This is a genomic window from Salmonella sp. HY31 (assembly GCF_042604575.1).
Classification (GTDB): Bacteria; Pseudomonadota; Gammaproteobacteria; order Enterobacterales; family Enterobacteriaceae; genus Salmonella; species Salmonella diarizonae.
Genome location: NZ_CP170479.1, coordinates 3,966,720 through 3,991,269 on the forward strand (window position 1 = coordinate 3,966,720; position 24,550 = coordinate 3,991,269).

Below are 24,550 nucleotides of genomic sequence, written 5' to 3' on the forward strand. Positions count from 1 at the left end.
ATTAGTGACGACCAAAAACAGGGCGTTTGCGATCAAAAGTCCAGCCAGGGATCAGGTACTGCATACTGCGTTGAGCATCACCGCGTGTCCCATTTCACGCCATGTTGAGTAGCATACTGTCATGTCCGTAATAACGGGACTGGATTGCGTTGTCATGATAATTGTCCTGCGACAGATTTCAGTTCAATACGCTTAATATCGCCGACCAGCACCAGATAGCTGATGATGGCTACCAGGGCATGAACGCCGACATAGATCAAAGCGCCGTTGAAGGAACCGGTGGTGCCAACGATGTAACCAATCGCGATTGGCGTCACAATACCGGAAATATTGCCGAACATATTAAACAAGCCGCCGGAAAGACCGCTGATCTCTTTCGGCGCGGTATCCGCCATCACGGCCCAGCCCAACGCACCGATACCTTTACCGAAGAAAGCCAGCGCCATAAAGCCGATGATCATCCATTCCACGTTCACATAGTTACAGAACACCATAACCATTGACAGCAACATCCCCAGTACAATCGGCGTCTTGCGCGCGATATTCAGGGAGCCAGTACGACGCATCAGCCAGTCGGAAATAATGCCGCCCAGCACGCCGCCGACAAAGCCGCAGACCGCAGGAACCGAGGCGACAAAGCCCGCTTTGAGAATCGACATACCGCGCGCCTGGACCAAATAGACCGGGAACCAGGTAATAAAGAAGTAAGTCAGGGCGTTAATACAGTACTGACCGATGTAGACGCCAATCATCATACGAGAGCCCAGCAACTGTTTGATCTGGCCCCATTTGACGCTAAACGGTACTTTCGCTTTCGTATCTTTCTGATCCATGTTGATCAGCGCGCCACCTTCTGCGATGTACTCCAGCTCTTTCTTGTTTACGCCCGGATGGTTATTCGGTTCATGGATAACTTTCATCCAGATAAAGCTAATGATGATTCCTAACCCGCCCATAAAGAAGAAGACATGCGACCAGCCCACTTCGTGCGTCAGCCAACCCATAATTGGCGCGAAAATAACCGTGGCGAAGTATTGCGCGGAGTTAAAGATGGCCACCGCCGTTCCCCTCTCCTGCGCCGGGAACCAGGCTGCAACGATGCGACTGTTGCCCGGGAAAGAAGGCGATTCCGCCAGACCGACCATGAAACGAAGCGTAAAGAGGGCGACAACAATGCCGAAACCGCTAAAGATATCGACAAAACCCTGCAACAGGGTGAAGACTGACCAGATGAAAATAGACCAGAAATAGACGCGTTTGGAACCAAAGCGGTCCAGCAGCCAGCCGCCCGGGATCTGCCCGATAACATAGGCCCATGAAAACGCAGAGAAAACGTAGCCCATGCCTACCGGGTCAAGACCGATATCTTTAGCCATTTCTGAGCCGGCAATGGACAATGTGGCGCGGTCGCCGTAGTTGAAGGATGTGACGATAAACAGCATCACCACTATCCAGTAGCGGGCGTTCGTGCGTTTCTCCGCACCGCTCGCCGCGTGGCTTAATGAACTCATTGTTGCACTCCTGAAATTTCGCGTTAGCTACGCTCACTCTGAATTGCACAACCGGTAGGGAATCAGAGATAACGTTTCCTTGTTGCAGCCTTTATTAGGTCGTTTGCTTTGCACGCTGCATGCTTTTATTCACTGGCAGGAGAAGTATAAAAAGCGCGCCACGCACACTCACCGTGCAACAACACAGTATTTTGGCGATGAATTACGCCTGTTTATGGCAAAAGCCCAGGACAGTGGAAGCCACTTCACGGAAATGAAATCAGAAGGCGTCAGGCGCCGACGCAGGAGGGATAAAAAGAGAAGAATGTGAAACAGGTCGCTTGATTACATGAAAACGCCCGTAAAAAACTGCCGCTTTTGCGGGTATATGCACAAAGCTAACACGATTCAGTTTCTTTACACTGTGTACAGGTCGTTATTTTGCTTACTGGCAACGCAAGCAAACAAAAAGGTACCCTCCCGTAGGGGGAGGGATTTACCTCAGGAAAGTAAGGTTCCCCAGTGTTCAACCCAGGGATTGGATTGGCTCTCCGGCTCCGGATGTTCGCTGGCGTCAATTAATAACATCTCCCCCACCCGTCGCGCGCTTTGCTCCTGCAGCAGGGCATCAAACTGTTTGCCGCCATTACAGAAATTGGGGTAGCTGCTATCACCTAACGCAATCACCCCGTAACGCAGGTTTGGTTGAAAACCTAACGTATCTTTAATGCCGTGAAAGAGCGGCGCAATGCTGTCCGGTAGATCGCCCTGCCCGGTCGTCGAGGTGACCACCAGCGCAACCTTGTCCTGATATTGCTGCCAGTCGGACAGTTCAGGATCTTCAAACACGGTCGCGCTGTGGCCCTGTCTGGCGAGGATCGCTTCCGCTTCTTCCGCCACCAGCAGTGAGTTGCCATACATGGTCCCGACAAAAATACCAATTTCCGCCATTATGCGTATCTCCCTGAATTATGCCTGATGAGACTCATCCTGCCGGGACGCCGCCGTAAACTCAACCCTTTCATTGTCAGGGAGAAGTCCCCGCCAGCCAAACTGTGTCAGCGCCTGCATCCAGGTTTCATCCAACCCGGCCTGAATCATCAACGGCTGCCCGGTGAAGGGATGCGTCAGTTCAAGTCGGCTGGCATGAAGCATCAGGCGACGACAGGCAAAATGTTCCGCCGCGCTGCGGTTTTGTCGCAAATCACCGTGTTTACTGTCGCCGATGATAGGATGGCGCAGATGCGCCAGATGACGACGGAGCTGGTGTTTGCGTCCCGTTTTCGGCTCCAGTTCAACCAGACCATAACGCGTGGTGGGATAACGTCCGGTCGGCACCGCCATTTCGACCGTCGCCAGTCCGCGATACTGCGTTACAGCCGGCTGGGGCGCTTTATCCTCCCGGGCGAATTTATCGGCAATTTTATCGCGCTCTTCCACCAGCGGATAATCCAGTACCGCGTCATCCATCAGCCAGCCGCGCACAATGGCATGGTAGCGTTTACGGATGTGGTGCTGTTCGAACTGCTGCGCCAGGCGGCGTCCCGCTTCGCTGGACAGCCCCATCAACAGTACGCCCGACGTGGGTCTGTCGAGACGATGAGCGGTAAAAACATGCTGGCCAATTTGGTCGCGTACCGTTTGCATAACCACAACTTTTTCGTCGCGATCCAGCCAGCTCCGGTGAACAAGCCAGCCTGCAGGTTTATTCACGGCAACCAGCCACGGGTCTTGATAGAGGATCTCCAGCATCAGGATTTATCGCGGGTGAATAGCGCATCCAGATCCTGCAAAACCGCCAGGATCGCCTCCCGCTGCGGATGATCCGCCGCCAGCGCCATTTCGTAATAAGGGGCGATGGCAAACGCCTCGGGCAGCGGCTGCGCATTATCAAGTAGGGTATGCATACGCGGGATCAATACCCATTGCAACCATTCCAGCGGTGCCATGGTATCCATATAAAATGGCTGCGTGCTGGTAAACAGGTGCGCCTGCGGCGCATCCAGCCGCCAGTGGCGATGCTCGCGCAGCAGCGTTTCAAGCGCATGTAACTGCTGACGCACACGGTCATGAGTCGTCATGTTAAAAACCTCAATGATGAAAATCTGGCGCGAAGAATAACAAAAAAAAGGGAGCACTGTGTAAACAGTGCTCCCGGTTCGTTTCGCAGCATTCCAGCTACTTTTCGTGCTCCCTGCTCATCCGTGACAACTTTTCCTGTGACCTTACGGCCTGCTCATCCTGAACGTTTGCATCCTGCGCACATCGCCCCGATGTGATAGCTTCATCCTGAAGCGTCCCTGGTCATCCATACCCGCCGAACATCCTCATCGGCTCTCGTTCTCCGTCCTGGAGGTGTCCTTTAACGCATCCTGCGCTTTCCACTTTGCTTCATCCTGAAGCCTTTCCTTGTAACACCATCCTGGCGTGTCCTGCTGAAGCGTCATCATCCTGACGTTCACTTCGGTGTACGACTCCCTGTCGACGAAGATAGAATCGCCTGTTTCACCTTGTCTTACAAGACGCTTACAGACAATACCTTAAGTAAATTTTCATATGAAAGCGCTCAATAACATTTTAATATATTGATTTATATAGACTTACATAAGAAAGAGGAGGCCATGTATTCGCTGATATCCTGGCGATCTCCTACAGACCTTGTAAGAGATCTCTCACACTTGTTAGGGCAAACGATTACAGAAGAGGATTAAGTTGCGTAAGAAATTCCGCAAGCGTTGCGGCAAGGACGGTACGATTGCGGGTGCCCAGCGTTTCTTTAATCACCTCGCCGGACAGATTACAGACCGAGATAACCTCAAGCTCATTTTCCTGCGTCGCAATAAAAAGCGTGGGAGAAAGCTTGAGCCGCTTTTGCGTGACCAGATGGCCTATCAGATTTTCCTGCACGCGCCGAAAGTCATCCTGACTCCAGGTTTGCAGTAGCGTGAGCTTTTCATCCGCAAACTGCGCGGGCATGTCGCCAGCAAACTGCGTGGTGTAAAACGCGTGGAGCGCAGGTTGTACCACAATATCAAAGGCGCGTTCAACCGCGTTTACATTTTCTTCGCCTTCAAAAGGTTGCGGCTGCCAGTAAACGGCATCGCGGGTTGAAGAAATAATGCACGGGGAAGGTACGCCATACAGTTCTTCGCTCAACGGCCAGCTATCGTGTTTTTCTTGCCACGCGTCGCAGTAACGCGTCGTAAAGGCTTTCAACGCCTGCGCTGTCAGTTCGTCCACCAGTTTCTCTCTTCATAAAAGCCAGGATACACTTGGCGTATAGTGTATCTGGTTTATGACGGTGAAACATGTCTTCTTATGAAAACCATCAGGCTCTCGATGGCCTGACTCTCGGAAAATCAACGGATTATCGGGACAATTACGATGCCAGCCTGCTGCAGGGCGTGCCGCGCAGTTTAAATCGCGACCCGCTCGGATTAAAAGCCGATAATCTGCCGTTCCACGGCGCGGATATCTGGACGTTATATGAACTTTCCTGGCTTAACAGCCATGGTCTTCCTCAGGTCGCAGTCGGGCATGTCGAACTGGATTACACCAGCGTTAATTTAATTGAATCCAAAAGCTTTAAACTGTATCTGAACAGCTTTAACCAGACGCGCTTTGACACCTGGGAGACGGTGCGCCAGACGCTGGAACGCGATCTGCGTGCCTGCGCGCAGGGCGACGTTAGCGTGAGGCTTCATCGTCTTAATGAGCTGGAAGGACAGCCTGTCGCCCATTTCCACGGCGCCTGTATTGACGATCAGGATATCAGTATCGACAACTACCAGCTTACTACCGACTATCTGCAACATGCGGTCAGCGGCGAGAAGAGAGTGGAAGAGACGCTGGTCAGTCATCTGTTAAAATCCAACTGCCTGATCACCCACCAACCGGACTGGGGCTCGATACAAATTCAGTACCGCGGACGCAAAATCGACAGGGAAAAACTGCTGCGCTATCTGGTCTCATTCCGTCACCATAATGAATTTCACGAGCAGTGCGTAGAGCGCATTTTCAATGACATTCTGCACTTCTGCCAGCCGGAAACGCTAAGCGTTTATGCGCGCTATACCCGCCGCGGCGGGCTGGACATTAATCCATGGCGCAGCAATACCGATTTTGTGCCCGCCACGGGCAGGCTGGCGCGTCAGTAATCTTTTTTGTCAATTTTGCGTGCCGGATTGCGCATGTAAGGTTGTGAAAGATCATCAGCCAGGGCTATTGTAATCAACGGGGAATGGCGTGTTGCGTCCCATAAGGAGTTTACTTGATTACACATATTAGCCCGCTTGGCTCAATGGATATGCTGTCGCAACTGGAAGTGGACATGCTGAAACGCACGGCCAGTAGCGACCTGTATCAACTGTTTCGTAACTGTTCACTTGCCGTTCTTAACTCCGGCAGCCTGACTGACAACAGCAAAGAGCTGCTGTCCCGCTTTGAAAGTTTCGATATCAACGTACTGCGCCGCGAGCGCGGCGTGAAGCTGGAATTGATTAATCCGCCTGAAGACGCCTTTGTTGACGGACGGATTATTCGTGCGCTACAGGCTAACCTGTTCGCGGTGCTGCGCGACATTCTCTTTGTGAATGGGCAGATCCATAATGCCGGGCGTTTCCAGCATCTGGATCTTGAAAGCTCAGCACATATCACCAATCTGGTGTTCTCCATTCTGCGCAACGCCCGGGCGCTGCACGTCGGCGAAGCGCCAAACATGGTGGTATGCTGGGGCGGCCACTCAATTAACGAAAACGAGTACCTGTATGCCCGTCGCGTCGGCACGCAGTTGGGATTACGCGAGCTGAACATCTGTACCGGCTGCGGCCCGGGCGCGATGGAAGCCCCCATGAAGGGCGCGGCGGTCGGTCACGCGCAACAGCGTTATAAAGACAGCCGCTTTATCGGCATGACTGAACCTTCCATTATTGCGGCTGAACCGCCTAACCCGCTGGTGAACGAACTGATTATCATGCCGGATATCGAAAAACGCCTGGAAGCGTTCGTCCGTATCGCACACGGTATCATCATCTTCCCGGGCGGCGTAGGTACGGCGGAAGAACTGCTCTATTTGCTGGGTATTTTGATGAATCCGGCCAATAAAAATCAGGTGCTGCCGCTGATCCTGACTGGACCAAAAGAGAGCGCCGATTACTTCCGCGTTCTGGATGAGTTTATTACCCATACGCTGGGCGAAGCGGCCCGCCGTCATTACCGCATCATCATTGACGATGCGGCGGAGGTGGCGCGGCTGATGAAGAAAGCGATGCCGCTGGTGAAAGAAAATCGCCGCGATACCGGCGACGCCTATAGCTTTAACTGGTCGATTCGTATTTCACCGGATCTTCAGGTGCCGTTTGAGCCGTCACATGACAATATGGCCAACCTGAAACTGTACCCGGATCAGCCGGTTGAGATTCTGGCGGCCGATCTGCGGCGCGCCTTCTCCGGCATTGTCGCGGGGAACGTGAAGGAGGTGGGGATACGCGCCATTGAAGCTAATGGTCCGTATAAAATCCACGGCGATCGAGAGATGATGCGTCGCATGGACGATCTGCTTCAGGGATTCGTCGCGCAGCATCGTATGAAATTGCCGGGTTCCGCCTACATCCCCTGTTACGAGATCTGCGCTTAATGCTTATGCCCGGTTGCTGACAACAGCCGGGCGTTTCTCCCATTCCTTTCATTGCGGTATGGCGACCGACGTATGCCTTCATTTTTTATGATTGTCATCAGAGGCATAGCCCGCATTATTTTATAAACACCATTTATGATTCGGCATAAATAGATTGCCAGGCAAACGTTTTCCTCACTCCTCTTACCGTGATTTATCGGTCTAAACGATTATTCGCCACCAGAATCCACTAAAAACATTGATTTTTATAGCGGAACCTCCGTATCTTGCGCCCCAATCTTTCCGGCCTTATATCGTTAATGGTAGCCTTCGCGCCCGGAAATTCGTTATGACGTTTTTTTAATAGATTAATGGTCCAAATTTATCCACATAAAAAGCGGATTATTGCATTTGAGATCGCGATCACTGATACATTCATCACTTAAATGTATCTTTCCGCCCGAAAATTATTACGGCGAAAAATTATATAAAAAGCGTCCCTAAGCAGATTTCATTTTACGATCAGGTCTTTTTTCATTGGATTAGACCAGCAACCTGATTTTTAGCATCCTCCAGGAGAAATAGATAGAAACCACTCAGACCAGCACTATTGCTTCGATTGACTCTCGAAGCGCATGGCGCAAAACAGATACCATGTGGATGCTGGGCCTTTACGGCACGGCTATCGGCGCGGGCGTTCTGTTCCTGCCAATCAACGCAGGCGTCGGCGGCATGATTCCGCTCATCATCATGGCGATTCTCGCTTTCCCGATGACCTTTTTCGCACACCGTGGTTTAACCCGCTTCGTGCTGTCCGGTAAAAATCCGGGCGAAGACATCACTGAAGTCGTTGAGGAACACTTCGGTATCGGTGCAGGTAAACTGATTACCCTGCTCTACTTCTTCGCGATTTACCCTATCCTGCTGGTTTACAGCGTGGCTATTACTAATACCGTGGAAAGCTTCCTGACCCATCAGTTAGCGATTAATCCGCCGCCGCGTGCGATTCTTTCCCTGATCCTGATTGTCGGCATGATGACCATCGTGCGCTTCGGCGAGCAGATGATCGTTAAGGCGATGAGTATCCTGGTATTCCCGTTCGTTGCCGCGCTGATGCTGCTGGCCTTGTACCTGATCCCGCAGTGGAGCGGCGCGGCGCTGGAAACGCTGTCCTTTGATTCTGCCGCGTCTACCGGCAACGGTCTGTGGATGACGCTGTGGCTGGCGATTCCAGTGATGGTCTTCTCTTTCAACCACTCCCCGATCATCTCCTCCTTCGCGGTGGCGAAGCGTGAAGAGTACGGTGAAGGCGCTGAGAAGAAATGTTCTAAAATTCTGGCCTTCGCCCACATCATGATGGTGCTGACCGTGATGTTCTTCGTCTTCAGCTGCGTGCTGAGCCTGACGCCGGCAGATCTGGCGGCGGCAAAAGAGCAGAACATTTCTATTCTGTCTTACCTGGCGAACCACTTTAACGCACCGATCATCGCCTGGATGGCGCCGATCATTGCGATGATTGCTATCACCAAATCCTTCCTCGGCCACTACCTGGGCGCGCGTGAAGGCTTTAACGGGATGGTGATTAAATCGCTGCGTGGTAAAGGTAAATCCATCGAAATCAACAAACTGAACAAAATTACCGCACTGTTTATGCTGGTCACCACCTGGATTGTGGCTACGCTGAACCCCAGCATCCTGGGCATGATTGAAACCCTGGGCGGCCCGATCATCGCGATGATTCTGTTCCTGATGCCGATGTATGCCATCCAGAAAGTACCGGCAATGCGTAAGTACAGCGGTCATATCAGCAACGTATTCGTTGTGATTATGGGCCTGATTGCCATCTCCGCTATTTTCTACTCGCTGTTCAGCTAAGTCCTTTAGCGCCGCTTACCGCGGCGCTTCTCTATGATACAACCGCAATGGATGCCCTATGATTAGCGTATTCGATATTTTTAAAATCGGCATTGGCCCTTCCAGTTCTCACACCGTCGGACCAATGAAAGCTGGCAAGCAGTTCACGGACGATCTGATTGCCCGCCATATTCTTACGGATATCACCCGCGTAGTGGTGGATGTCTACGGCTCTCTGTCATTGACGGGTAAAGGCCACCACACCGATATCGCCATTATCATGGGCCTGGCGGGGAATCTGCCGGACACCGTCGATATCGACGCCATTCCGTCCTTTATCCAGGATGTGAACACCCACGGGCGTTTACTACTGGCCAATGGGCAGCATGAAGTCGAATTTCCGGTCGATAAGTGCATGAATTTCCACGCCGACAACCTGTCTCTGCATGAGAACGGGATGCGTATTACCGCGCTGGCGGGCGATAAGGTTCTCTACAGCCAAACCTACTACTCCATTGGCGGGGGCTTTATCGTCGATGAAGAACACTTTGGTTTGTCGAATAGCGAACCCGTCAACGTACCGTACCCTTACAAAACCGCCGCAGATTTACAGCGTCACTGTCAGGAGACGGGCCTGTCGCTCTCTGGTCTGATGATGCAAAACGAACTGGCCCTGCACAGTAAAGAAGCGCTGGAGCAGCACTTCGCCAGGGTCTGGGAGGTAATGCGCAGAGGTATTGAGCGCGGTATCACCACCGAGGGCGTATTGCCGGGTAAACTGCGCGTTCCGCGTCGCGCGGCGGCGCTGCGTCGGATGCTGGTCAGTCAGGATAAGACCACCACCGATCCGATGGCGGTCGTTGACTGGATCAATATGTTCGCGCTGGCGGTGAACGAAGAGAATGCCGCAGGCGGACGAGTGGTCACCGCGCCGACTAACGGCGCATGTGGTATTGTTCCGGCGGTGCTGGCGTACTATGACAAGTTTATCCGCGAAGTAAATGCTAACTCGCTTGCTCGCTATATGCTGGTCGCCAGCGCGATTGGCTCGCTGTATAAGATGAACGCCTCTATTTCCGGCGCCGAAGTGGGTTGTCAGGGAGAGGTCGGCGTAGCCTGTTCCATGGCGGCAGCGGGTCTGGCCGAGCTGCTGGGCGGTAGTCCGGCCCAGGTGTGTATCGCCGCAGAAATCGCTATGGAGCATAATCTGGGGTTAACTTGCGATCCGGTTGCCGGTCAGGTACAGGTTCCCTGCATTGAGCGTAACGCGATTGCCTCAGTCAAAGCGGTCAACGCCGCGCGTATGGCGCTGCGCCGTACCAGCGAACCGCGCGTATGCCTCGATAAAGTGATTGAGACCATGTACGAAACCGGTAAAGACATGAACGCTAAGTACCGCGAAACTTCGCGCGGCGGCCTGGCGATGAAGATCGTTACCTGCGATTAGTCGTTTCTCATTGCCCGGTGGCGCTGACGCTTACCGGGCCTACACTACGGGTGTCATTTGTAGACCGGATAAGCCGCAGCGCGGTGCCATCCGGTAAAATGTTGATGCCTGACATTAGCCTCGTCTCTCCGCCAGTGTTACCCTACGCGCAGGTTTGTAAGGGAGAACACCGTGGCTGCTCATCTGCTTATCGTCGACGCACTCAATTTGATTCGCCGTATTCACGCCGTTCAGGGATCGCCCTGTGTGGAAACCTGCCAACACGCGCTCGATCAATTGATTATCCACAGCCAGCCAACCCATGCCGTAGCGGTCTTTGATGACGACGCGCGCAGCAGCGGCTGGCGTCATCAGCGTTTGCCGGACTACAAAGCAGGACGTCCGCCGATGCCTGACGATTTACATAATGAAATGCCCGCCCTACGCGCCGCGTTTGAACAGCGCGGCGTGCGCTGTTGGGCATCAGACGGTAACGAAGCGGACGATCTGGCGGCGACGCTGGCGCTAAAAGTTACCGAAGCCGGACACCAGGCAACCATTGTGTCAACTGATAAAGGCTATTGCCAGTTACTCTCTCCGGGATTGCGCATTCGCGACTACTTCCAGAAACGCTGGCTGGACGCGCCGTTTATTGAAAAAGAGTTTGGAGTACTTCCCCGGCAGTTGCCGGATTACTGGGGTCTGGCAGGAATCAGCAGTTCGAAAGTCCCCGGCGTTGCCGGTATCGGCCCCAAAAGCGCGACCCAGTTGTTGATTCAGTTTCAAAATCTGGAGGGAATTTACGCCCACCTGGATGAGATGCCGGAAAAGTGGCGCAAAAAGCTTGAGACGCATAAAGAAATGGCATTTCTCTGCCGCGATATTGCACGTCTGCAAACCGATTTACATATTGACGGAAACTTACAGCAGCTACGGCTGGTGCGGTAACAATGTTGCCGGATGGCGCTGTGCTTATCCGGCTTACATTTCGTGCCATTCTGTAGGCTGGATAAGGCGTCACGCCACCATCCGGCAAAATTACCAGGCGATATGGTACAGTTCGACAATGTCCGCCAGACTCGCTTCACGCGGATTGCCGCCAGTACAGACATCATCGAACGCCGCCTGCGCCAGCGCCGGGATATCCTCTTTTCGAACGCCGACATCACGCAAATGCAGCGGAATTCCCACATCGCGATTTAGCGTAAATACGGCTTCCACGGCGGCATTACGTGCCTCTTCAAGGCTCAATCCTTCTACCTTCACCCCCATCGCCCGGGCAATATCACGGAATTTCTCGTTGGTATGTCCGGCATTGAAACGCATCACATGCGGAAGCAAAATAGCATTCGCAACGCCGTGCGGCGTGTTGTAAAACGCCCCCAGCGGATGCGCCATCCCATGCACCAGCCCCACATTGGAAAACCCCATCCCGGCAACGTATTGCCCCAGCGCCATCGCCTCACCGGCCTCTTTTTCTCCGGCAACAGCGCCGCGCAGCGCGCCAGCAATCATTTCAATAGCTTTGATATGCAATGCATCCGTCAGCGCCCATGCGGCCCGGGTAATATAGCCTTCAATAGCATGGGTCAGGGCATCCACGCCCGTTGCCGCTTTCAGCGCGGGCGGCATACCGTCCATCATATCAGCATCGATAAATGCCGCCTGCGGAATATCATGCGGATCGACACAAACGAATTTGCGCCGTTTCTCTTCATCGGTAATCACATAATTGATAGTGACTTCCGCCGCGGTTCCCGCCGTTGTCGGAATCGCCATAATCGGCACGCTGGGTTTACGGGTCGGTGATAGCCCTTCCAGACTGCGCACATCGGCAAATTCTGGATTGTTACTGATAATACCGATCGCTTTGCAGGTATCCTGCGGAGAACCGCCGCCAATGGCGATGAGATAGTCCGCGCCGCTTTGGGTAAAGAACTTAAGCCCTTCCTGGACAACAGAAATCGTAGGATTAGGGATCACGCCTGCATAGATCTCCCACGCCAGTCCTGCGGCATCCATTCTGCTTGTCACCTTATCGACCACACCGCATTTTACCAGCGTTTTATCCGTAACAATCAGTGCCTTATGATAACCGCGACGCGTCACCTCATCGGTTAATGCGTCCACCGCTCCCCGGCCAAACCATGCCGTTTCATTCAGAATCATTCTGTTCGCCATAGCCTGTCTCCTGACATCACTCTTCAATACGTAACCCGTAAGTTTTAAATTTCTCCAGCACGATAGCGATCGCCTCGTCATCCAGTACCGGTACCGGATCGACAATTGCCAGCGTACTTAAATAGAGCTGCGCCAGCACTTCCACTTCATGCGCCAGCCACAACGCTTTGTCTAAATTTTCTTCACAAGCGATAAGCCCATGATGCTGTAGCAGCGTCGCTTTACGATTTTTAAGCGCCACGGCAACATGGTCAGAAAGTTCGCGGGTGCCAAAGGTGGCGTAGGGCGCGCAGGGAATAGAGTTCCCACCCGCGGCGGCAATCATGTAGTGAATCGCCGGAATCGGGCGATTCAGGATCGAGACTGCCGTACAATGAACAGCGTGGTTATGTACCACAGCATTGGCGTCAGGGCGAGTCTGGTATGCCGCCATATGAAAACGCCACTCGCTGGAAGGCAGTTTGCCCTGCTCATGCTGACCGTCAGCATCAATAAAGACAATGTGCGACTCTGTCAGCTTCTCGTAGGGGAGCCCCGTCGGCGTAATCAGCATTCCGCCCTGATAACGTACGCTCACGTTACCCGCCGTCCCCTGGTTTAACCCTAACCGCGTCATTTCCAGACAGGTATCAATAATCTGCCGCGCCAGTCTATTTCGTTCCATTATTTACCTCTCTCTGTGATTCAAAATGAGACAACAAAACCGCCTTCTGCATCACGCTGCTGTCCAGTTGAAATAATCGAATAGTTAGCAACTATCATCATACTGAATAAAGAGAAGGGAATTTAAATGACGATATTTTGTGATACACATCAATTAATCCGCCACGATAAACCAGACGACTACCGTTTCAATCGTCAATAAATGCCCGCTATTAATAATATTTTTTAAAACGGGCAAATATGAAGAATAAGTTACACCTGCCCGTTTTCGTAGCAATAATTTAATTCGGGCATTCATCCTGTGGTTTTTTAAATTAAACATCTCAAACGGTCATTTTTTTATAGAAATTAAAGTGATGATAATCACAGAACGCTATGCTCTCAGGTATAAATGTGACCACCATCATATTAAAAGGCCTTTTTTATTTGAAAATGAATCCATGAGTTCATTCCGGACGCCAATTTATTACCGGTAAGAAAAGCGAACTCACCTAATTTTACGGTCTGGTGAGTAGAGCCGACCGCACGCAAAAGCTTCTGAACCAATGAGGATGCTATGGGAAACACAACAATACAAACGCAGAGTTTTCGTGCTGTGGATGCAGAGCAAAGCAAGAGCAAGCGCTACATTATTCCATTCGCCTTACTTTGCTCGCTATTTTTTCTATGGGCTGTCGCCAATAATCTGAATGACATTTTACTACCGCAATTTCAACAGGCTTTTACGCTAACCAACTTTCAGGCCGGACTGATTCAATCAGCCTTTTATTTCGGTTATTTCGTCATTCCAATTCCCGCCGGGATTTTGATGAAAAAACTCAGTTATAAAGCTGGGATTATCACCGGGCTTTTTTTGTATGCTTTTGGCGCCGCATTATTCTGGCCTGCCGCCGAAATAATGAATTATACATTATTTTTAATTGGCCTGTTTATCATCGCTGCCGGTTTAGGCTGTCTTGAAACTGCGGCCAACCCTTTTGTTACAGTATTGGGTCCAGAAAGCGGTGGCCATTTTCGGCTTAATCTGGCGCAAACTTTTAACTCCTTTGGCGCTATTATCGCCGTTGTGTTTGGGCAAAGTCTTATTTTGTCTAACGTGCCGCATCAATCACAGGAAGCGCTTGATAAAATGACGCCGGATCAGCTTAGCGCCTATAAACACAGTCTGGTGTTATCGGTACAAGCGCCATACATGATTATCGTCGCCATCGTATTAGTAGTTGCGCTGCTGATTATGCTGACCAAATTTCCGGCCCTGCAAAGTGACGATCACAGCGATGCTAAACAAAGCTCTTTCTTATCTTCTCTCTCCCGACTCATCCGTATCCGCCACTGGCGCTGGGCGGTGCTGGCGCAGTTCTGCTACGTGGGGGCGCAAACCGCCTGCTGGAGCTATCTGATCCGCTACGCCATTGAGGAGATCCCAGGAATGACGCCCGGCTTCGCCGCCAATTACCTGACCGGCACGATGGTGTGCTTCTTTATCGGCCGTTTCACCGGTACCTGGCTTATCAGCCGCTTCGCGCCGCATAAAGTGCTGGCCGCCTACGCCCTGTTTGCCATGCTCCTGTGTCTGATTTCCGCCTTTAGCGGCGGACATATCGGCCTGCTGGCGCTGACGTTGTGTAGCGCATTTATGTCAATCCAGTACCCGACCATCTTCTCGCTGGGTATCAAAAATCTGGGACAGGACACTAAGTACGGCTCGTCTTTTATCGTCATGACCATCATTGGCGGCGGTATTGTCACGCCAGTAATGGGCTTCGTTAGCGACGCCGCAGGCAAAATCCCGACCGCTGAACTGGTTCCGGCATTGTGCTTTGCCATCATCTTCATCTTTGCCCGTTTCCGTTCACAAGCGGCGACAAACTGAACATTTATCCGAATAACGTGAGGAATCTGTCATGAAAAAAATCAGCTTACCGAAAATCGGTATCCGCCCGGTGATTGATGGACGTCGTATGGGCGTACGCGAGTCGCTCGAAGAGCAGACCATGAATATGGCGAAAGCGACGGCGGCACTCATCACCGAGAAAATCCGCCACGCCTGCGGGGCACAGGTGGAGTGCGTCATTGCAGATACCTGTATTGCCGGTATGGCGGAATCCGCCGCCTGTGAAGAAAAATTCAGCAGCCAGAACGTGGGCGTGACCATTACCGTTACGCCGTGCTGGTGCTATGGCAGCGAAACTATTGATATGGACCCAATGCGTCCGAAAGCCATCTGGGGCTTTAACGGAACAGAGCGTCCCGGGGCGGTTTACCTTGCCGCGGCGCTGGCGGCGCACAGCCAGAAAGGCATTCCGGCGTTCTCCATTTATGGTCATGACGTGCAGGATGCCGACGATACCTCCATTCCCGCCGACGTCGAAGAAAAACTGCTGCGTTTTACGCGGGCAGGGTTAGCGGTAGCCAGTATGAAAGGCAAAAGCTACCTCTCCGTCGGCGGCGTGTCGATGGGGATCGCTGGTTCCATTGTCGATCATAACTTCTTTGAATCCTGGCTGGGCATGAAGGTACAAGCGGTAGATATGACCGAACTGCGTCGCCGTATCGATCAGAAAATTTATGATGAGGCCGAACTGGAGATGGCGCTGGCGTGGGCGGATAAAAACTTCCGCTACGGCGAAGATCAGAACGCCCCGCAGTATAAGCGCAATGAAGCCCAGAACCGCGCGGTGCTAAAAGAAAGCCTGCTGATGGCGATGTGTATTCGCGACATGATGCAGGGCAACAAGACGCTGGCGGACAAAGGGTTAGTTGAAGAATCGCTGGGCTACAACGCCATTGCCGCCGGCTTCCAGGGCCAGCGCCACTGGACCGATCAATACCCGAACGGCGATACCGCCGAAGCGCTGCTCAACAGCTCTTTTGACTGGAACGGCGTACGCGAACCGTTTGTCGTCGCCACCGAAAATGACAGTCTGAACGGCGTAGCGATGCTATTTGGCCATCAACTCACCGGTACCGCGCAGATTTTCGCCGACGTACGAACCTACTGGTCGCCGGAAGCCGTAGAACGCGTCACCGGCCAGGCGCTCAGCGGACTGGCGGAGCACGGCATTATTCACCTGATTAACTCCGGTTCTGCAGCTCTGGACGGTGCCTGTAAACAGCGCGACAGCGAAGGCAAGCCGACCATGAAGCCACACTGGGAAATCAGCCAACAAGAGGCGGATGCATGTCTGGCGGCCACCGAATGGTGCCCGGCGATTCACGAATACTTCCGCGGCGGCGGCTACTCATCCCGTTTCCTGACCGAAGGTGGCGTGCCGTTCACTATGACCCGCGTGAATATCATCAAAGGCCTGGGGCCAGTACTGCAAATCGCCGAGGGCTGGAGCGTCGAACTGCCGAAAGCGATGCACGATCAGCTTGATGCCCGCACCAACTCTACCTGGCCTACCACCTGGTTTGCGCCGCGTCTTACCGGCAAAGGCCCGTTTACCGATGTCTATTCGGTGATGGCGAACTGGGGCGCTAACCACGGCGTACTCACCATCGGCCATGTAGGGGCGGACTTTATTACTCTCGCCGCGATGCTGCGTATCCCGGTATGTATGCACAACGTAGAGGAGGCGAAGATCTACCGTCCTTCCGCCTGGGCGGCTCACGGTATGGATATTGAAGGCCAGGATTATCGCGCCTGCCAGAATTATGGCCCGCTGTATAAGCGTTAAGACACCGGATGCCGGATGGCGTTGCGCTTATCCGGCCTACAGCACCACGTAGGCCCGACAAGCGTAGCGCCATCGGGCGGCGTTTATGGAGTTATCTATGAAACAAGACGTCATCCTGGTTCTCGACTGCGGCGCGACTAACGTTCGGGCGATCGCCGTTGATCGCCAGGGAAAAATTGTCGCCCGCGCCTCAATCGCTAATGCCAGCGACATTACCGTAGAAAATAGCGCCTGGCATCAGTGGTCGCTGGACGCCATTCTACAACGTTTCGCCGACTGCTGCAGGTCACTCTCCGGCGCCCTGTCAGAGTGTGCTGTTCGCGGTATTACGGTGACTACTTTCGGCGTCGATGGCGCGCTGGTCGATGCACAGGGCAAGCTGCTCTATCCGGTCATTAGTTGGAAATGCCCGCGGACCGCCGCCGTGATGGAAACGATCGAGCGCTATATCTCACCCCGGCAATTGCAGACGCTCTCCGGCGTCGGCGCGTTCAGCTTCAACACGCTGTATAAGCTGGTCTGGCTTAAAGAAAATCATCCGCGCTTGCTGGAGCAAGCTCACTGCTGGCTGTTTATCTCGTCGCTGATTAACCACCGTCTGACCGGCGAGTTTACGACCGATATCACTATGGCTGGCACCAGTCAGCTACTGGATATCCATCAGCGCGACTTTAGTCCGGAAATCTTGCAGGCGACAGGCCTGGCGCGCCGCCTGTTCCCACGTATCGTGGAAGCGGGCGCACCGATAGGCACGCTACAGACAGACGCGGCCAGGCTACTTGGGCTACCAGCGGGTGTCCCGGTGATCTCTGCCGGACACGATACTCAGTTCGCGTTATTCGGCGCTGGCGCACAGCAAGGTGAACCGGTACTCTCCTCCGGAACGTGGGAGATTCTGATGGTTCGCAGCGGTCAGGTGGATACCTCGCTGCTCAGCCAGTATCCGGGCTCAACCTGTGAACTGGACAGTCAGTCGGGGCTTTATAACCCTGGAATGCAGTGGCTGGCCTCCGGAGTACTCGAATGGGTACGAAAACTGCTGTGGACGCCGGAAACGCCATGGCAAACGCTGATCGACGAAGCGCGCGCTATTCCCGCTGGCACGGAAGGCGTGCGGATGCAGTGCGATCTGCTCGCCTGTCAAAATGCAGGCTGGCAGGGCGTGACGCTCAATACCACCCGCGGCCATTTCTATCGCGCCGCGCTGGAAGGCCTGACGGCGCAACTTCAGCGTAATCTGCGCACGCTGGAGAAAATCGGTCATTTTAACGCCACAGAACTGTTACTGGTTGGCGGCGGCAGTCGCAACACTTTGTGGAATCAAATGAAAGCTAATCATCTTGATATCCCTATCAAAGTGCTGGACGACGCAGAAACCACCGTTGCCGGCGCCGCCATGTTCGGCTGGTACGGCGTAGGCGAATTTAGTAGCCCGGAGCAGGCGCGCGCGCAGGTCAATTATCAGTATCGCTATTTCTGGCCGCAAACCGAACCCGAAATTATTGAGGGAGTATGAAATGTTAAAAACCATTTCACCATTAATTTCCCCGACACTGCTCAAAGTGCTAGCCGAGATGGGCCATGGGGATGAAATCATTTTTTCCGACGCTCACTTTCCCGCGCAGAGTCTGGGCCCACAGGTGATTCGTGCCGATGGTCTTAGCGTCAGCGATCTACTGCGGGCAATTATTCCGCTATTTGAACTGGATAGCTACGCTCCACCGCTGGTGATGATGGCTGCCGTGGAAGGCGACACGCTCGACCCCAGCGTTGAAGCGCGCTATCGGAACGCCTTGTCATTAGAAGCGCCGTGCCCGGATATTGTTCGTCTCAACCGCTATGCGTTTTATGAACGGGCGCAAAAAGCGTTTGCGATCGTTATCACAGGTGAGTGCGCGAAGTACGGAAATATTCTTTTAAAAAAAGGGGTAACGCCGTAATCTCTTGTCGGTGCGCCCGCATGGCGCGGGCGTTCATCGAATGATGGGGTGAGAAAAATGAAAGCGGCACGCCAACAAGCGATAGTCGATCTGCTGATCAATCATAAAAGTCTGACCACCGAAGCGCTGGCCACCCGGCTTAACGTCAGTAAAGAGACCATCCGCCGCGATCTCAGTGAACTACAGACACAGGGAAAAGTGCTGCGTAATCACGGACGAGCTAAATATATTCATCGTGAAAATCAGGACAGCGGCGATCCATTCCATATCCGTCTGAAAAGTCATTATGCGCATAAAGCCGATATTGCCCGTGAAGCGTTAGCGTGGATAGAAGAAGGAATGACGATTGCGCTGGATGCCAGTTCAACCTGCTGGTATCTGGCCCGCCAGTTGCCGGATATTCATGTTCAGGTTTTTACCAATAGCCATCCTATCTGTCAGGAACTGGGAAAACGCGAACACATTGCGCTGATAAGCTCCGGCGGTCAGCTTGAACGCAAATATGGCTGTTACGTTAATCCATCTCTTATCTCACAGTTAAAATCGCTTGATATCGATCTGTTCATCTTTTCCTGTGAGGGGATCGACGGCGGCGGCGATCTGTGGGACTCCAATGCGATCAACGCCGATTTTAAATCTATCCTGCTCAGGCGCGCATCGCAGTCTTTATTATTGATTGATAAAAGTAAATTTAATCGTTCGGGAGAGGCGCGCATCGGGCATCTGGATAACGTGACGCATATTGTTTCAGATGCGCCGCAGTCGTAGGCCGGATAAGCGTGCGCCATCCGGTACTGATTACACGCTGGATGGCGACTGCGCGTTTTTATCGCTCGTCGCGACGCCCGCCGACGGCCGCCCACAAACGACGCACGTGCACCGTCACCTCTTCGCGATCGTGATAAAGCTGACGCGCCTGGATCTGCGCATTAACGCCATGCTCATCCAACTGCGCCTGAAGATACGCCAGGTTATGCGACACCTCTTCATAGCGTTTTTTCATCGGCAGTTTAAGATTAAAAATCGTCTCCCGACACCAGCCGTTCACCAGCCACTGCGCCATCAACGCGGTGACTTTGGCCGGCTTCTCCACCATATCGCAGACCATCCACGAAATATTATTCCGGTTCGGACGATACCTGAAGCCATCCTCGCGCAGCCAGGTCACCTGTCCGGTATCCATCAGGCTTTGCGCCATTGGGCCGTTATCTACGGAGTAGACCCACATGTTGCGCTTCACTAACTGGTAAGTCCATCCGCCTGGACAGGCGCCCAAATCCACCGCATACATGCCGTTCGCCAGACGTTCATCCCACTCATCTTCCGGGATGAAAACGTGGAGCGCCTCTTCCAGTTTCAGCGTTGAGCGGCTCGGCGCATCGGACGGAAACTTCAAACGCGGGATGCCCATATAAAACGGTGAATTGTTATGCGCGAACGAATAACCGATATAACAGCATCCTGGCGCGATAAAAAAGACATGGACTACCGGACGCTTCGGCGTTTCATAATTCGTCAATACTCCCGTATCCCGCAAAGCCGCACGTAGCGGCACCGTAAATTTGCGGCAGAACTTCATCAGTTCTTTACTTTCATTCGTGTCGGCGACTTCAACCCGTAGCTCGCCGCCCTTTTCCACTACGCCCTGCAACATTCCGACAATCGGCGTAATTCTGTCTTCCGGTGGTAAATGTTGCAGCAGTTCGCCCACCACAAACCACTGGCGGGCGAAAATCAGCGAACTGAACGGCAGTTCGGAAATCAGCTTTTCGCCATCTTCCGGCTGGTAGCATTCATAAATGACATAGCCTGCGTTCTCTTTTACGCGCGCAAAACCAAATATTTCCCGTTTTCCTGCTTTATCGGTAATTTCTGCGGCGCACTCTTTTTCAAACCCCGGACGGCAGAGCAATACAACTTTATTCATGGCTCGCGCCCTTACGTTTCATACGAATGGCGCCAATCAGCAATAGCGCCCAGCCTACCAGGAAACTGACGCCGCCGACAGGCGTGATATACGCCCACAGGCGCAAATGCGAAAGCGCAAGACAGTACAGGCTGCCGCTAAACAGCACCGTACCCAGCGCCAGAAAAACGCTGCTCCAGTAAAACCAGATGCTGATACGGCGCTGCATCGCCACCGCCAGACCAAAGATCGCCAGCGTATGGAACGCCTGATATTGCAGGCCGGTCTGAATCCAGCCCATTTCAACCACGCCCAGGGTTTTACTCAAAACATGCGCCCCAAACGCGCCCAGAGCAACGTAAATAAAACCGCTGATAGCGGCGACAATCAGCATAAAACGGCTGGTCATGGTCATACCCTAAGTTAATTATTGTTCGTAACGAAAACGGAATTTTTCTTGTTCCGTCGCCGCCTTCGCCAAAATCCACTGACGGAAGGCGGCTATTTTACCCAGTTCTGCCTGGCTGTCATGACAAACCAGATAAAAAGCATTTTTACTCACCAGAACATCATTGAATGGGCACACCAGTCGCCCGGCTTCAATTTCAGACTGCGCCATGACATTATTCGCCAGCGCGATCCCCTGTCCGTGAATAGCGGCCTGTAGCACCATCGCGCTGTGGCTAAATATCGGCCCTTGCTGGACGTTAATATGGTTGAGCCCTAACTGACGAGTATAGGCCTGCCAGTCACGCCGGGAGGCATCGTGCAATAGCGTATGTTTCGCCAGATCTTCCGGCGTCTTTAATGGTTTTTCGCCTGTGAGTAATAAAGGGGAACAGACGGGCAGTAAATATTCTGCGTATAATTTTTCGACGCGCAAGCCCGGCCAGTTTCCGCGGCCATAAAAAATCGCGACATCGACATCGTCTGCCAGTTTATCCTCCTGACGGTCAACGGCTTGTATCCTGACGTCAATTCCCGGATAAGCTGAGTTAAAGCTAGAGAGTCTGGGCACCAGCCACTGGATGGCAAAACTGGGCGGTAAACTCACCGTCAGCGCCCCTTTGGCGCTACGCGCCTGGAGCTTACGCGTTGCTTCCGTTAGCTGGGAAAATATCTCTTTAATGTCGAGAAAATAGCTTTGGCCTTCTTCCGTCAGCAGCAGCGAACGATTGCGGCGGCGAAACAGTTTTAGCCCCAAAAAATCCTCAAGTGACTTGATTTGGTGGCTTACTGCGGCCTGCGTCACAAAAAGTTCTTCCGCTGCCCGCGTAAAACTTAAGTGGCGCGCGGCAGCATCAAAAACGCGTAAAGCATTTAAAGGAGGTAATCGTTTTGACATGGCCTCTGGACTTAATGTCGAATGAATTTAACAAATAGGTAACACTATGTAACCTATTAGTTTTTTTAATCTGAGACATTATAAATTGTCCGTTGAGGTTCTACCAGCAAATACCTATAGTGGCGGCACTTCCTGAGCCGGAACGAAAAGTTTTATCGGAATGCGTGTTCTGATGGGCTTTTGGCTTACGGTTGTGATGTTGTGTTGTTGTGTTTGCAATTGGTCTGCTATTCAGACCACGGTAGCAAAGCTACCCTTTTTCACTTCCTGTACATTTACCCTGTCTGTCCATAGTGATTAATGTAGCACCGCCATATTGCGGTGCTTTTTTTTGCATAACAAACGGTTAGTCTTCCAGAGCCACCATCTCTTTCACGTCAGTACGATTGATCTGCTGTTTGTTGCCATTAGCGTCTTTATACGAAATCATACCGGTATCGTTATCGGTCTGGGGTTTACCGTCGGTCACAATGCTACGTCCGTCATTGGTGTGCATAACGTAATTAGGACCGGAACAGGCGCTCAGGGCAAAAGTCAGCATACATGCAGAGATAATTGCGGCAGTCTTTTTCATCTTCTTCTCCTTAAAGCTGTTTGTGCTATTTAAAGCGGACTCCGTAACAGGCTTAAACATTCGCCTAACATTATTCAGCATAACCTCCTTTACATAATTCGCCAGGATATACAGACGATTCCGATGGTTAGGACAAACCTTGTATCAGCCGCACTTTTACGCCACGATCGGTAAACTGAACCGAGGAATATCATGAACGCTTTTAATCCCACGCAGTTTCGCGCGCAGTTTCCCGCGCTAACCGATGCGGGTGTTTATCTCGATAGCGCCGCCACGGCATTAAAGCCGCAGGCGGTGATTGACGCCACGCACCAGTTTTATCGTTTGAGCGCCGGTAACGTTCATCGTAGCCAGTTCGCACAGGCGCAGCGCCTGACGGCGCAATATGAAGCGGCCAGAGCAAAAGCAGCGCGGCTGTTAAACGCGCCCGATGAAAAAAGTATCGTCTGGACACGCGGTACCACCGAAGCGATCAACATGGTGGCGCAGTGTTACGCTCGTTCCCGTCTGCGCCCCGGCGATGAAATTATCGTTAGCGTCGCCGAGCATCACGCCAACCTTGTGCCCTGGCTGATGGTGGCGCAACAAACCGGCGCGCACGTCATAAAACTGCCGCTTAATGACCGACGTCTTCCTGATGTTGAGCGTCTGCCGGAGCTGATCACGTCGCGCAGCCGGATTCTGGCACTAGGGCAAATGTCGAACGTAACGGGCGGCTGCCCGGATCTCGCGCACGCTATCAGCGCCGCTCACGCGGTGGGAATGGTAGTGATGGTGGATGGCGCGCAAGGCGCGGTACACTTCCCGGCGGATGTCCAGCAGCTTGATATCGATTTTTATGCTTTTTCCGCTCACAAACTGTATGGTCCAACCGGTATCGGCGTGCTGTACGGTAAGCCGGATCTCCTTGAGGCGATGTCGCCCTGGCTTGGCGGCGGCAAGATGATCCGTGACGTTAGCTTTGAAGGTTTCACCACTCAAAGCGCTCCCTGGAAGCTGGAAGCGGGAACGCCTAACGTCGCCGGTGTCATTGGCCTGAGCGCTGCGCTGGAATGGCTGTCCGACGTCGATATTGAACAAGCCGAAAACTGGAGCCGGGGGCTGGCGACGCTGGCGGAAGACGCATTGGCGAAACGGCCGGGCTTTCGCTCGTTCCGCTGCCAGGACTCCAGTCTGTTGGCCTTTGATTTTGTCGGCGTACACCACGGCGATATGGTGACGCTGCTGGCGGAATACGGTATTGCGCTCCGGGCCGGGCAACATTGCGCCCAGCCATTGCTGGCGGAACTTGGCGTAACAGGGACTCTGCGCGCCTCTTTTGCCCCGTATAATACCCAACATGATGTGGATGCGTTGGTTAACGCCGTTGACCGCGCACTGGAACTGCTGGTGGATTAATGACAAACCCTCTTTATACCGGACACCCGTTCGGCACAACGATAACGGAAGAGACATTACGCGCTATCTTTATCCCGCTGACCCAGTGGGAAGATAAATATCGTCAGCTAATTCTGTTAGGAAAACAGCTCCCCGCTCTGCCGGATGAATGCAAAGCGCAGGCGAAAGAGATAGCCGGTTGCGAGAACCTCGTCTGGCTGGGCTTTACCCGGTCAGATAACGGCACTATGCACTTTTTCGGCGACAGCGAGGGGCGGATTGTCCGCGGCCTGCTGGCGGTATTGCTCACCGCGGTGGAAGGAAAAAACGCCGCCGAACTGCAGGCTCGTTCCCCGCTGGCGCTGTTTGATGAGCTGGACTTACGCACCCAGCTTAGCGCCTCACGTAGTCAGGGGCTGAACGCGCTGAGTGAAGCGATTGTTGCCGCGACGCATGAGCATTGAAATAGCGTAAATATTCTGTTGCCTGACAGTACCGCC

The 24,550-nt window shown here is 53.0% G+C and carries 23 protein-coding genes and 1 pseudogene; 12 read left to right on the forward strand and 12 right to left on the reverse strand.

Annotation, left to right across the window (positions count from 1 at the left end):
- Position 1 precedes the first annotated feature (1 nt).
- From ACE15A_RS18910 to syd, 6 genes and pseudogenes are all read right to left on the reverse strand, one after another.
- Positions 2 to 91, reverse strand: a pseudogene (locus ACE15A_RS18910) (hypothetical protein); the annotation flags it as partial.
- Between the two features lie 61 nt (positions 92 to 152).
- On the reverse strand, positions 153 to 1,511 hold the full coding sequence (gudP, locus tag ACE15A_RS18915; RefSeq protein WP_053509163.1) for a galactarate/glucarate/glycerate transporter GudP: 1,359 nt from the start codon (positions 1,509 to 1,511) through the stop codon (positions 153 to 155).
- 480 nt (positions 1,512 to 1,991) lie between these two features.
- Positions 1,992 to 2,441 carry a flavodoxin gene (locus tag ACE15A_RS18920; protein ID WP_023249277.1) on the reverse strand — a complete coding sequence of 150 codons (450 nt, stop codon included), beginning with the start codon at positions 2,439 to 2,441 and terminating at the stop codon, positions 1,992 to 1,994.
- A gap of 18 nt (positions 2,442 to 2,459) precedes the next feature.
- Positions 2,460 to 3,242, reverse strand: coding sequence for a tRNA pseudouridine(65) synthase TruC (truC, locus tag ACE15A_RS18925; RefSeq protein WP_053509165.1), 783 nt, complete (start codon positions 3,240 to 3,242; stop codon positions 2,460 to 2,462).
- Positions 3,242 to 3,571, reverse strand: a complete 330-nt coding sequence (locus tag ACE15A_RS18930; protein WP_023249275.1) for a YqcC family protein — start codon at positions 3,569 to 3,571, stop codon at positions 3,242 to 3,244. The genes truC and ACE15A_RS18930 overlap by 1 nt, the downstream gene beginning before the upstream one ends.
- Positions 3,572 to 4,184: 613 nt before the next feature.
- Positions 4,185 to 4,730, reverse strand: coding sequence for a SecY-interacting protein (syd, locus tag ACE15A_RS18935; RefSeq protein WP_023249273.1), 546 nt, complete (start codon positions 4,728 to 4,730; stop codon positions 4,185 to 4,187).
- Between the two features lie 68 nt (positions 4,731 to 4,798).
- Here syd and queF point away from each other — a divergent pair, with 68 nt between their 5' ends.
- From queF to xni, 5 genes are all read left to right on the forward strand, one after another.
- The gene (queF, locus tag ACE15A_RS18940; protein ID WP_053509167.1) at positions 4,799 to 5,647 is read left to right on the forward strand and encodes an NADPH-dependent 7-cyano-7-deazaguanine reductase QueF; all 849 of its coding nucleotides are present in this window, start codon (positions 4,799 to 4,801) and stop codon (positions 5,645 to 5,647) included.
- 113 nt (positions 5,648 to 5,760) lie between these two features.
- Positions 5,761 to 7,125, forward strand: a complete 1,365-nt coding sequence (ppnN, locus tag ACE15A_RS18945; protein ID WP_023249271.1) for a nucleotide 5'-monophosphate nucleosidase PpnN — start codon at positions 5,761 to 5,763, stop codon at positions 7,123 to 7,125.
- A 564-nt stretch (positions 7,126 to 7,689) separates the two neighbouring features.
- The gene (gene sdaC / locus ACE15A_RS18950; RefSeq protein ID WP_023178908.1) at positions 7,690 to 8,979 is read left to right on the forward strand and encodes an HAAAP family serine/threonine permease SdaC; all 1,290 of its coding nucleotides are present in this window, start codon (positions 7,690 to 7,692) and stop codon (positions 8,977 to 8,979) included.
- Between the two features lie 58 nt (positions 8,980 to 9,037).
- Positions 9,038 to 10,405, forward strand: coding sequence for an L-serine ammonia-lyase II (gene sdaB / locus ACE15A_RS18955; RefSeq protein WP_053509169.1), 1,368 nt, complete (start codon positions 9,038 to 9,040; stop codon positions 10,403 to 10,405).
- A 171-nt stretch (positions 10,406 to 10,576) separates the two neighbouring features.
- A complete protein-coding gene (gene xni, locus ACE15A_RS18960) occupies positions 10,577 to 11,332 on the forward strand; it encodes a flap endonuclease Xni (protein WP_023249269.1) in 756 nt (251 codons plus the stop codon).
- A gap of 90 nt (positions 11,333 to 11,422) precedes the next feature.
- On the opposite strand, the gene fucO is transcribed toward xni, so the two are convergent.
- Both fucO and fucA read right to left on the reverse strand, forming a co-directional pair.
- Positions 11,423 to 12,565: a lactaldehyde reductase gene (gene fucO / locus ACE15A_RS18965; RefSeq protein WP_053509171.1), complete on the reverse strand. Its 1,143-nt coding sequence runs from the start codon at positions 12,563 to 12,565 to the stop codon at positions 11,423 to 11,425.
- A gap of 16 nt (positions 12,566 to 12,581) precedes the next feature.
- Positions 12,582 to 13,229 carry an L-fuculose-phosphate aldolase gene (gene fucA / locus ACE15A_RS18970; protein ID WP_023249267.1) on the reverse strand — a complete coding sequence of 216 codons (648 nt, stop codon included), beginning with the start codon at positions 13,227 to 13,229 and terminating at the stop codon, positions 12,582 to 12,584.
- A gap of 555 nt (positions 13,230 to 13,784) precedes the next feature.
- Between fucA and fucP the strand changes: the two genes are divergently transcribed.
- The 5 genes from fucP (at position 13,785) to fucR (ending at position 19,616) form a co-directional block, all read left to right on the forward strand.
- Entirely contained in the window at positions 13,785 to 15,101 is a 1,317-nt protein-coding gene (gene fucP, locus ACE15A_RS18975; protein WP_053509173.1) for an L-fucose:H+ symporter permease, read from the forward strand.
- A gap of 31 nt (positions 15,102 to 15,132) precedes the next feature.
- The gene (gene fucI, locus ACE15A_RS18980) at positions 15,133 to 16,908 is read left to right on the forward strand and encodes an L-fucose isomerase (RefSeq protein ID WP_053509175.1); all 1,776 of its coding nucleotides are present in this window, start codon (positions 15,133 to 15,135) and stop codon (positions 16,906 to 16,908) included.
- Positions 16,909 to 17,005: 97 nt separating this feature from the next.
- Positions 17,006 to 18,424 (forward strand): L-fuculokinase, encoded by a 1,419-nt coding sequence (gene fucK / locus ACE15A_RS18985; RefSeq protein WP_053509177.1) that lies wholly within the window; start codon positions 17,006 to 17,008, stop codon positions 18,422 to 18,424.
- 1 nt (position 18,425) lies between these two features.
- On the forward strand, positions 18,426 to 18,848 hold the full coding sequence (gene fucU, locus ACE15A_RS18990; protein ID WP_023249264.1) for an L-fucose mutarotase: 423 nt from the start codon (positions 18,426 to 18,428) through the stop codon (positions 18,846 to 18,848).
- Positions 18,849 to 18,905: 57 nt separating this feature from the next.
- Complete coding sequence (fucR, locus tag ACE15A_RS18995; protein WP_023249263.1) at positions 18,906 to 19,616, forward strand: L-fucose operon activator; 711 nt, start codon at positions 18,906 to 18,908, stop codon at positions 19,614 to 19,616.
- Positions 19,617 to 19,674: 58 nt separating this feature from the next.
- Here fucR and rlmM read toward each other — a convergent pair whose 3' ends face one another.
- The 4 genes from rlmM to ACE15A_RS19015 form a co-directional block, all read right to left on the reverse strand.
- Positions 19,675 to 20,775: a 23S rRNA (cytidine(2498)-2'-O)-methyltransferase RlmM gene (rlmM, locus tag ACE15A_RS19000; RefSeq protein ID WP_023249262.1), complete on the reverse strand. Its 1,101-nt coding sequence runs from the start codon at positions 20,773 to 20,775 to the stop codon at positions 19,675 to 19,677.
- Positions 20,768 to 21,163 (reverse strand): DUF423 domain-containing protein, encoded by a 396-nt coding sequence (locus tag ACE15A_RS19005; RefSeq protein WP_000203913.1) that lies wholly within the window; start codon positions 21,161 to 21,163, stop codon positions 20,768 to 20,770. Before ACE15A_RS19005 ends, rlmM begins: the two co-directional genes overlap by 8 nt.
- Positions 21,164 to 21,181: 18 nt before the next feature.
- Positions 21,182 to 22,099, reverse strand: coding sequence for a glycine cleavage system transcriptional regulator GcvA (gene gcvA / locus ACE15A_RS19010; protein WP_000044409.1), 918 nt, complete (start codon positions 22,097 to 22,099; stop codon positions 21,182 to 21,184).
- A gap of 346 nt (positions 22,100 to 22,445) precedes the next feature.
- Positions 22,446 to 22,673 carry a YgdI/YgdR family lipoprotein gene (locus tag ACE15A_RS19015; protein ID WP_000750392.1) on the reverse strand — a complete coding sequence of 76 codons (228 nt, stop codon included), beginning with the start codon at positions 22,671 to 22,673 and terminating at the stop codon, positions 22,446 to 22,448.
- Positions 22,674 to 22,865: 192 nt separating this feature from the next.
- On the opposite strand from ACE15A_RS19015, the gene csdA reads away from it, so the two are divergent.
- Positions 22,866 to 24,071, forward strand: coding sequence for a cysteine desulfurase CsdA (gene csdA, locus ACE15A_RS19020; protein WP_053509179.1), 1,206 nt, complete (start codon positions 22,866 to 22,868; stop codon positions 24,069 to 24,071).
- Positions 24,071 to 24,514: a cysteine desulfurase sulfur acceptor subunit CsdE gene (gene csdE / locus ACE15A_RS19025; protein ID WP_053509181.1), complete on the forward strand. Its 444-nt coding sequence runs from the start codon at positions 24,071 to 24,073 to the stop codon at positions 24,512 to 24,514. The genes csdA and csdE overlap by 1 nt, the downstream gene beginning before the upstream one ends.
- Positions 24,515 to 24,550: the final 36 nt, after the last annotated feature.

Coding starts and splice junctions, on each gene's coding strand:
- fucK (WP_053509177.1), top strand. CDS start 17,006: ATGAAACAAGACGTCATCCTGGTTCTCGACTGCGGCGCGACTAACGTT.
- ACE15A_RS18920 (WP_023249277.1), bottom strand. CDS start 2,441: ATGGCGGAAATTGGTATTTTTGTCGGGACCATGTATGGCAACTCACTG.
- fucA (WP_023249267.1), bottom strand. CDS start 13,229: ATGGAACGAAATAGACTGGCGCGGCAGATTATTGATACCTGTCTGGAA.
- fucO (WP_053509171.1), bottom strand. CDS start 12,565: ATGGCGAACAGAATGATTCTGAATGAAACGGCATGGTTTGGCCGGGGA.
- sdaB (WP_053509169.1), top strand. CDS start 9,038: ATGATTAGCGTATTCGATATTTTTAAAATCGGCATTGGCCCTTCCAGT.
- fucU (WP_023249264.1), top strand. CDS start 18,426: ATGTTAAAAACCATTTCACCATTAATTTCCCCGACACTGCTCAAAGTG.
- rlmM (WP_023249262.1), bottom strand. CDS start 20,775: ATGAATAAAGTTGTATTGCTCTGCCGTCCGGGGTTTGAAAAAGAGTGC.
- truC (WP_053509165.1), bottom strand. CDS start 3,242: ATGCTGGAGATCCTCTATCAAGACCCGTGGCTGGTTGCCGTGAATAAA.
- csdA (WP_053509179.1), top strand. CDS start 22,866: ATGAACGCTTTTAATCCCACGCAGTTTCGCGCGCAGTTTCCCGCGCTA.
- fucI (WP_053509175.1), top strand. CDS start 15,133: ATGAAAAAAATCAGCTTACCGAAAATCGGTATCCGCCCGGTGATTGAT.
- gudP (WP_053509163.1), bottom strand. CDS start 1,511: ATGAGTTCATTAAGCCACGCGGCGAGCGGTGCGGAGAAACGCACGAAC.
- fucR (WP_023249263.1), top strand. CDS start 18,906: ATGAAAGCGGCACGCCAACAAGCGATAGTCGATCTGCTGATCAATCAT.
- ACE15A_RS18930 (WP_023249275.1), bottom strand. CDS start 3,571: ATGACGACTCATGACCGTGTGCGTCAGCAGTTACATGCGCTTGAAACG.
- fucP (WP_053509173.1), top strand. CDS start 13,785: ATGGGAAACACAACAATACAAACGCAGAGTTTTCGTGCTGTGGATGCA.
- queF (WP_053509167.1), top strand. CDS start 4,799: ATGTCTTCTTATGAAAACCATCAGGCTCTCGATGGCCTGACTCTCGGA.
- csdE (WP_053509181.1), top strand. CDS start 24,071: ATGACAAACCCTCTTTATACCGGACACCCGTTCGGCACAACGATAACG.
- ACE15A_RS19005 (WP_000203913.1), bottom strand. CDS start 21,163: ATGACCAGCCGTTTTATGCTGATTGTCGCCGCTATCAGCGGTTTTATT.
- ACE15A_RS19015 (WP_000750392.1), bottom strand. CDS start 22,673: ATGAAAAAGACTGCCGCAATTATCTCTGCATGTATGCTGACTTTTGCC.
- gcvA (WP_000044409.1), bottom strand. CDS start 22,099: ATGTCAAAACGATTACCTCCTTTAAATGCTTTACGCGTTTTTGATGCT.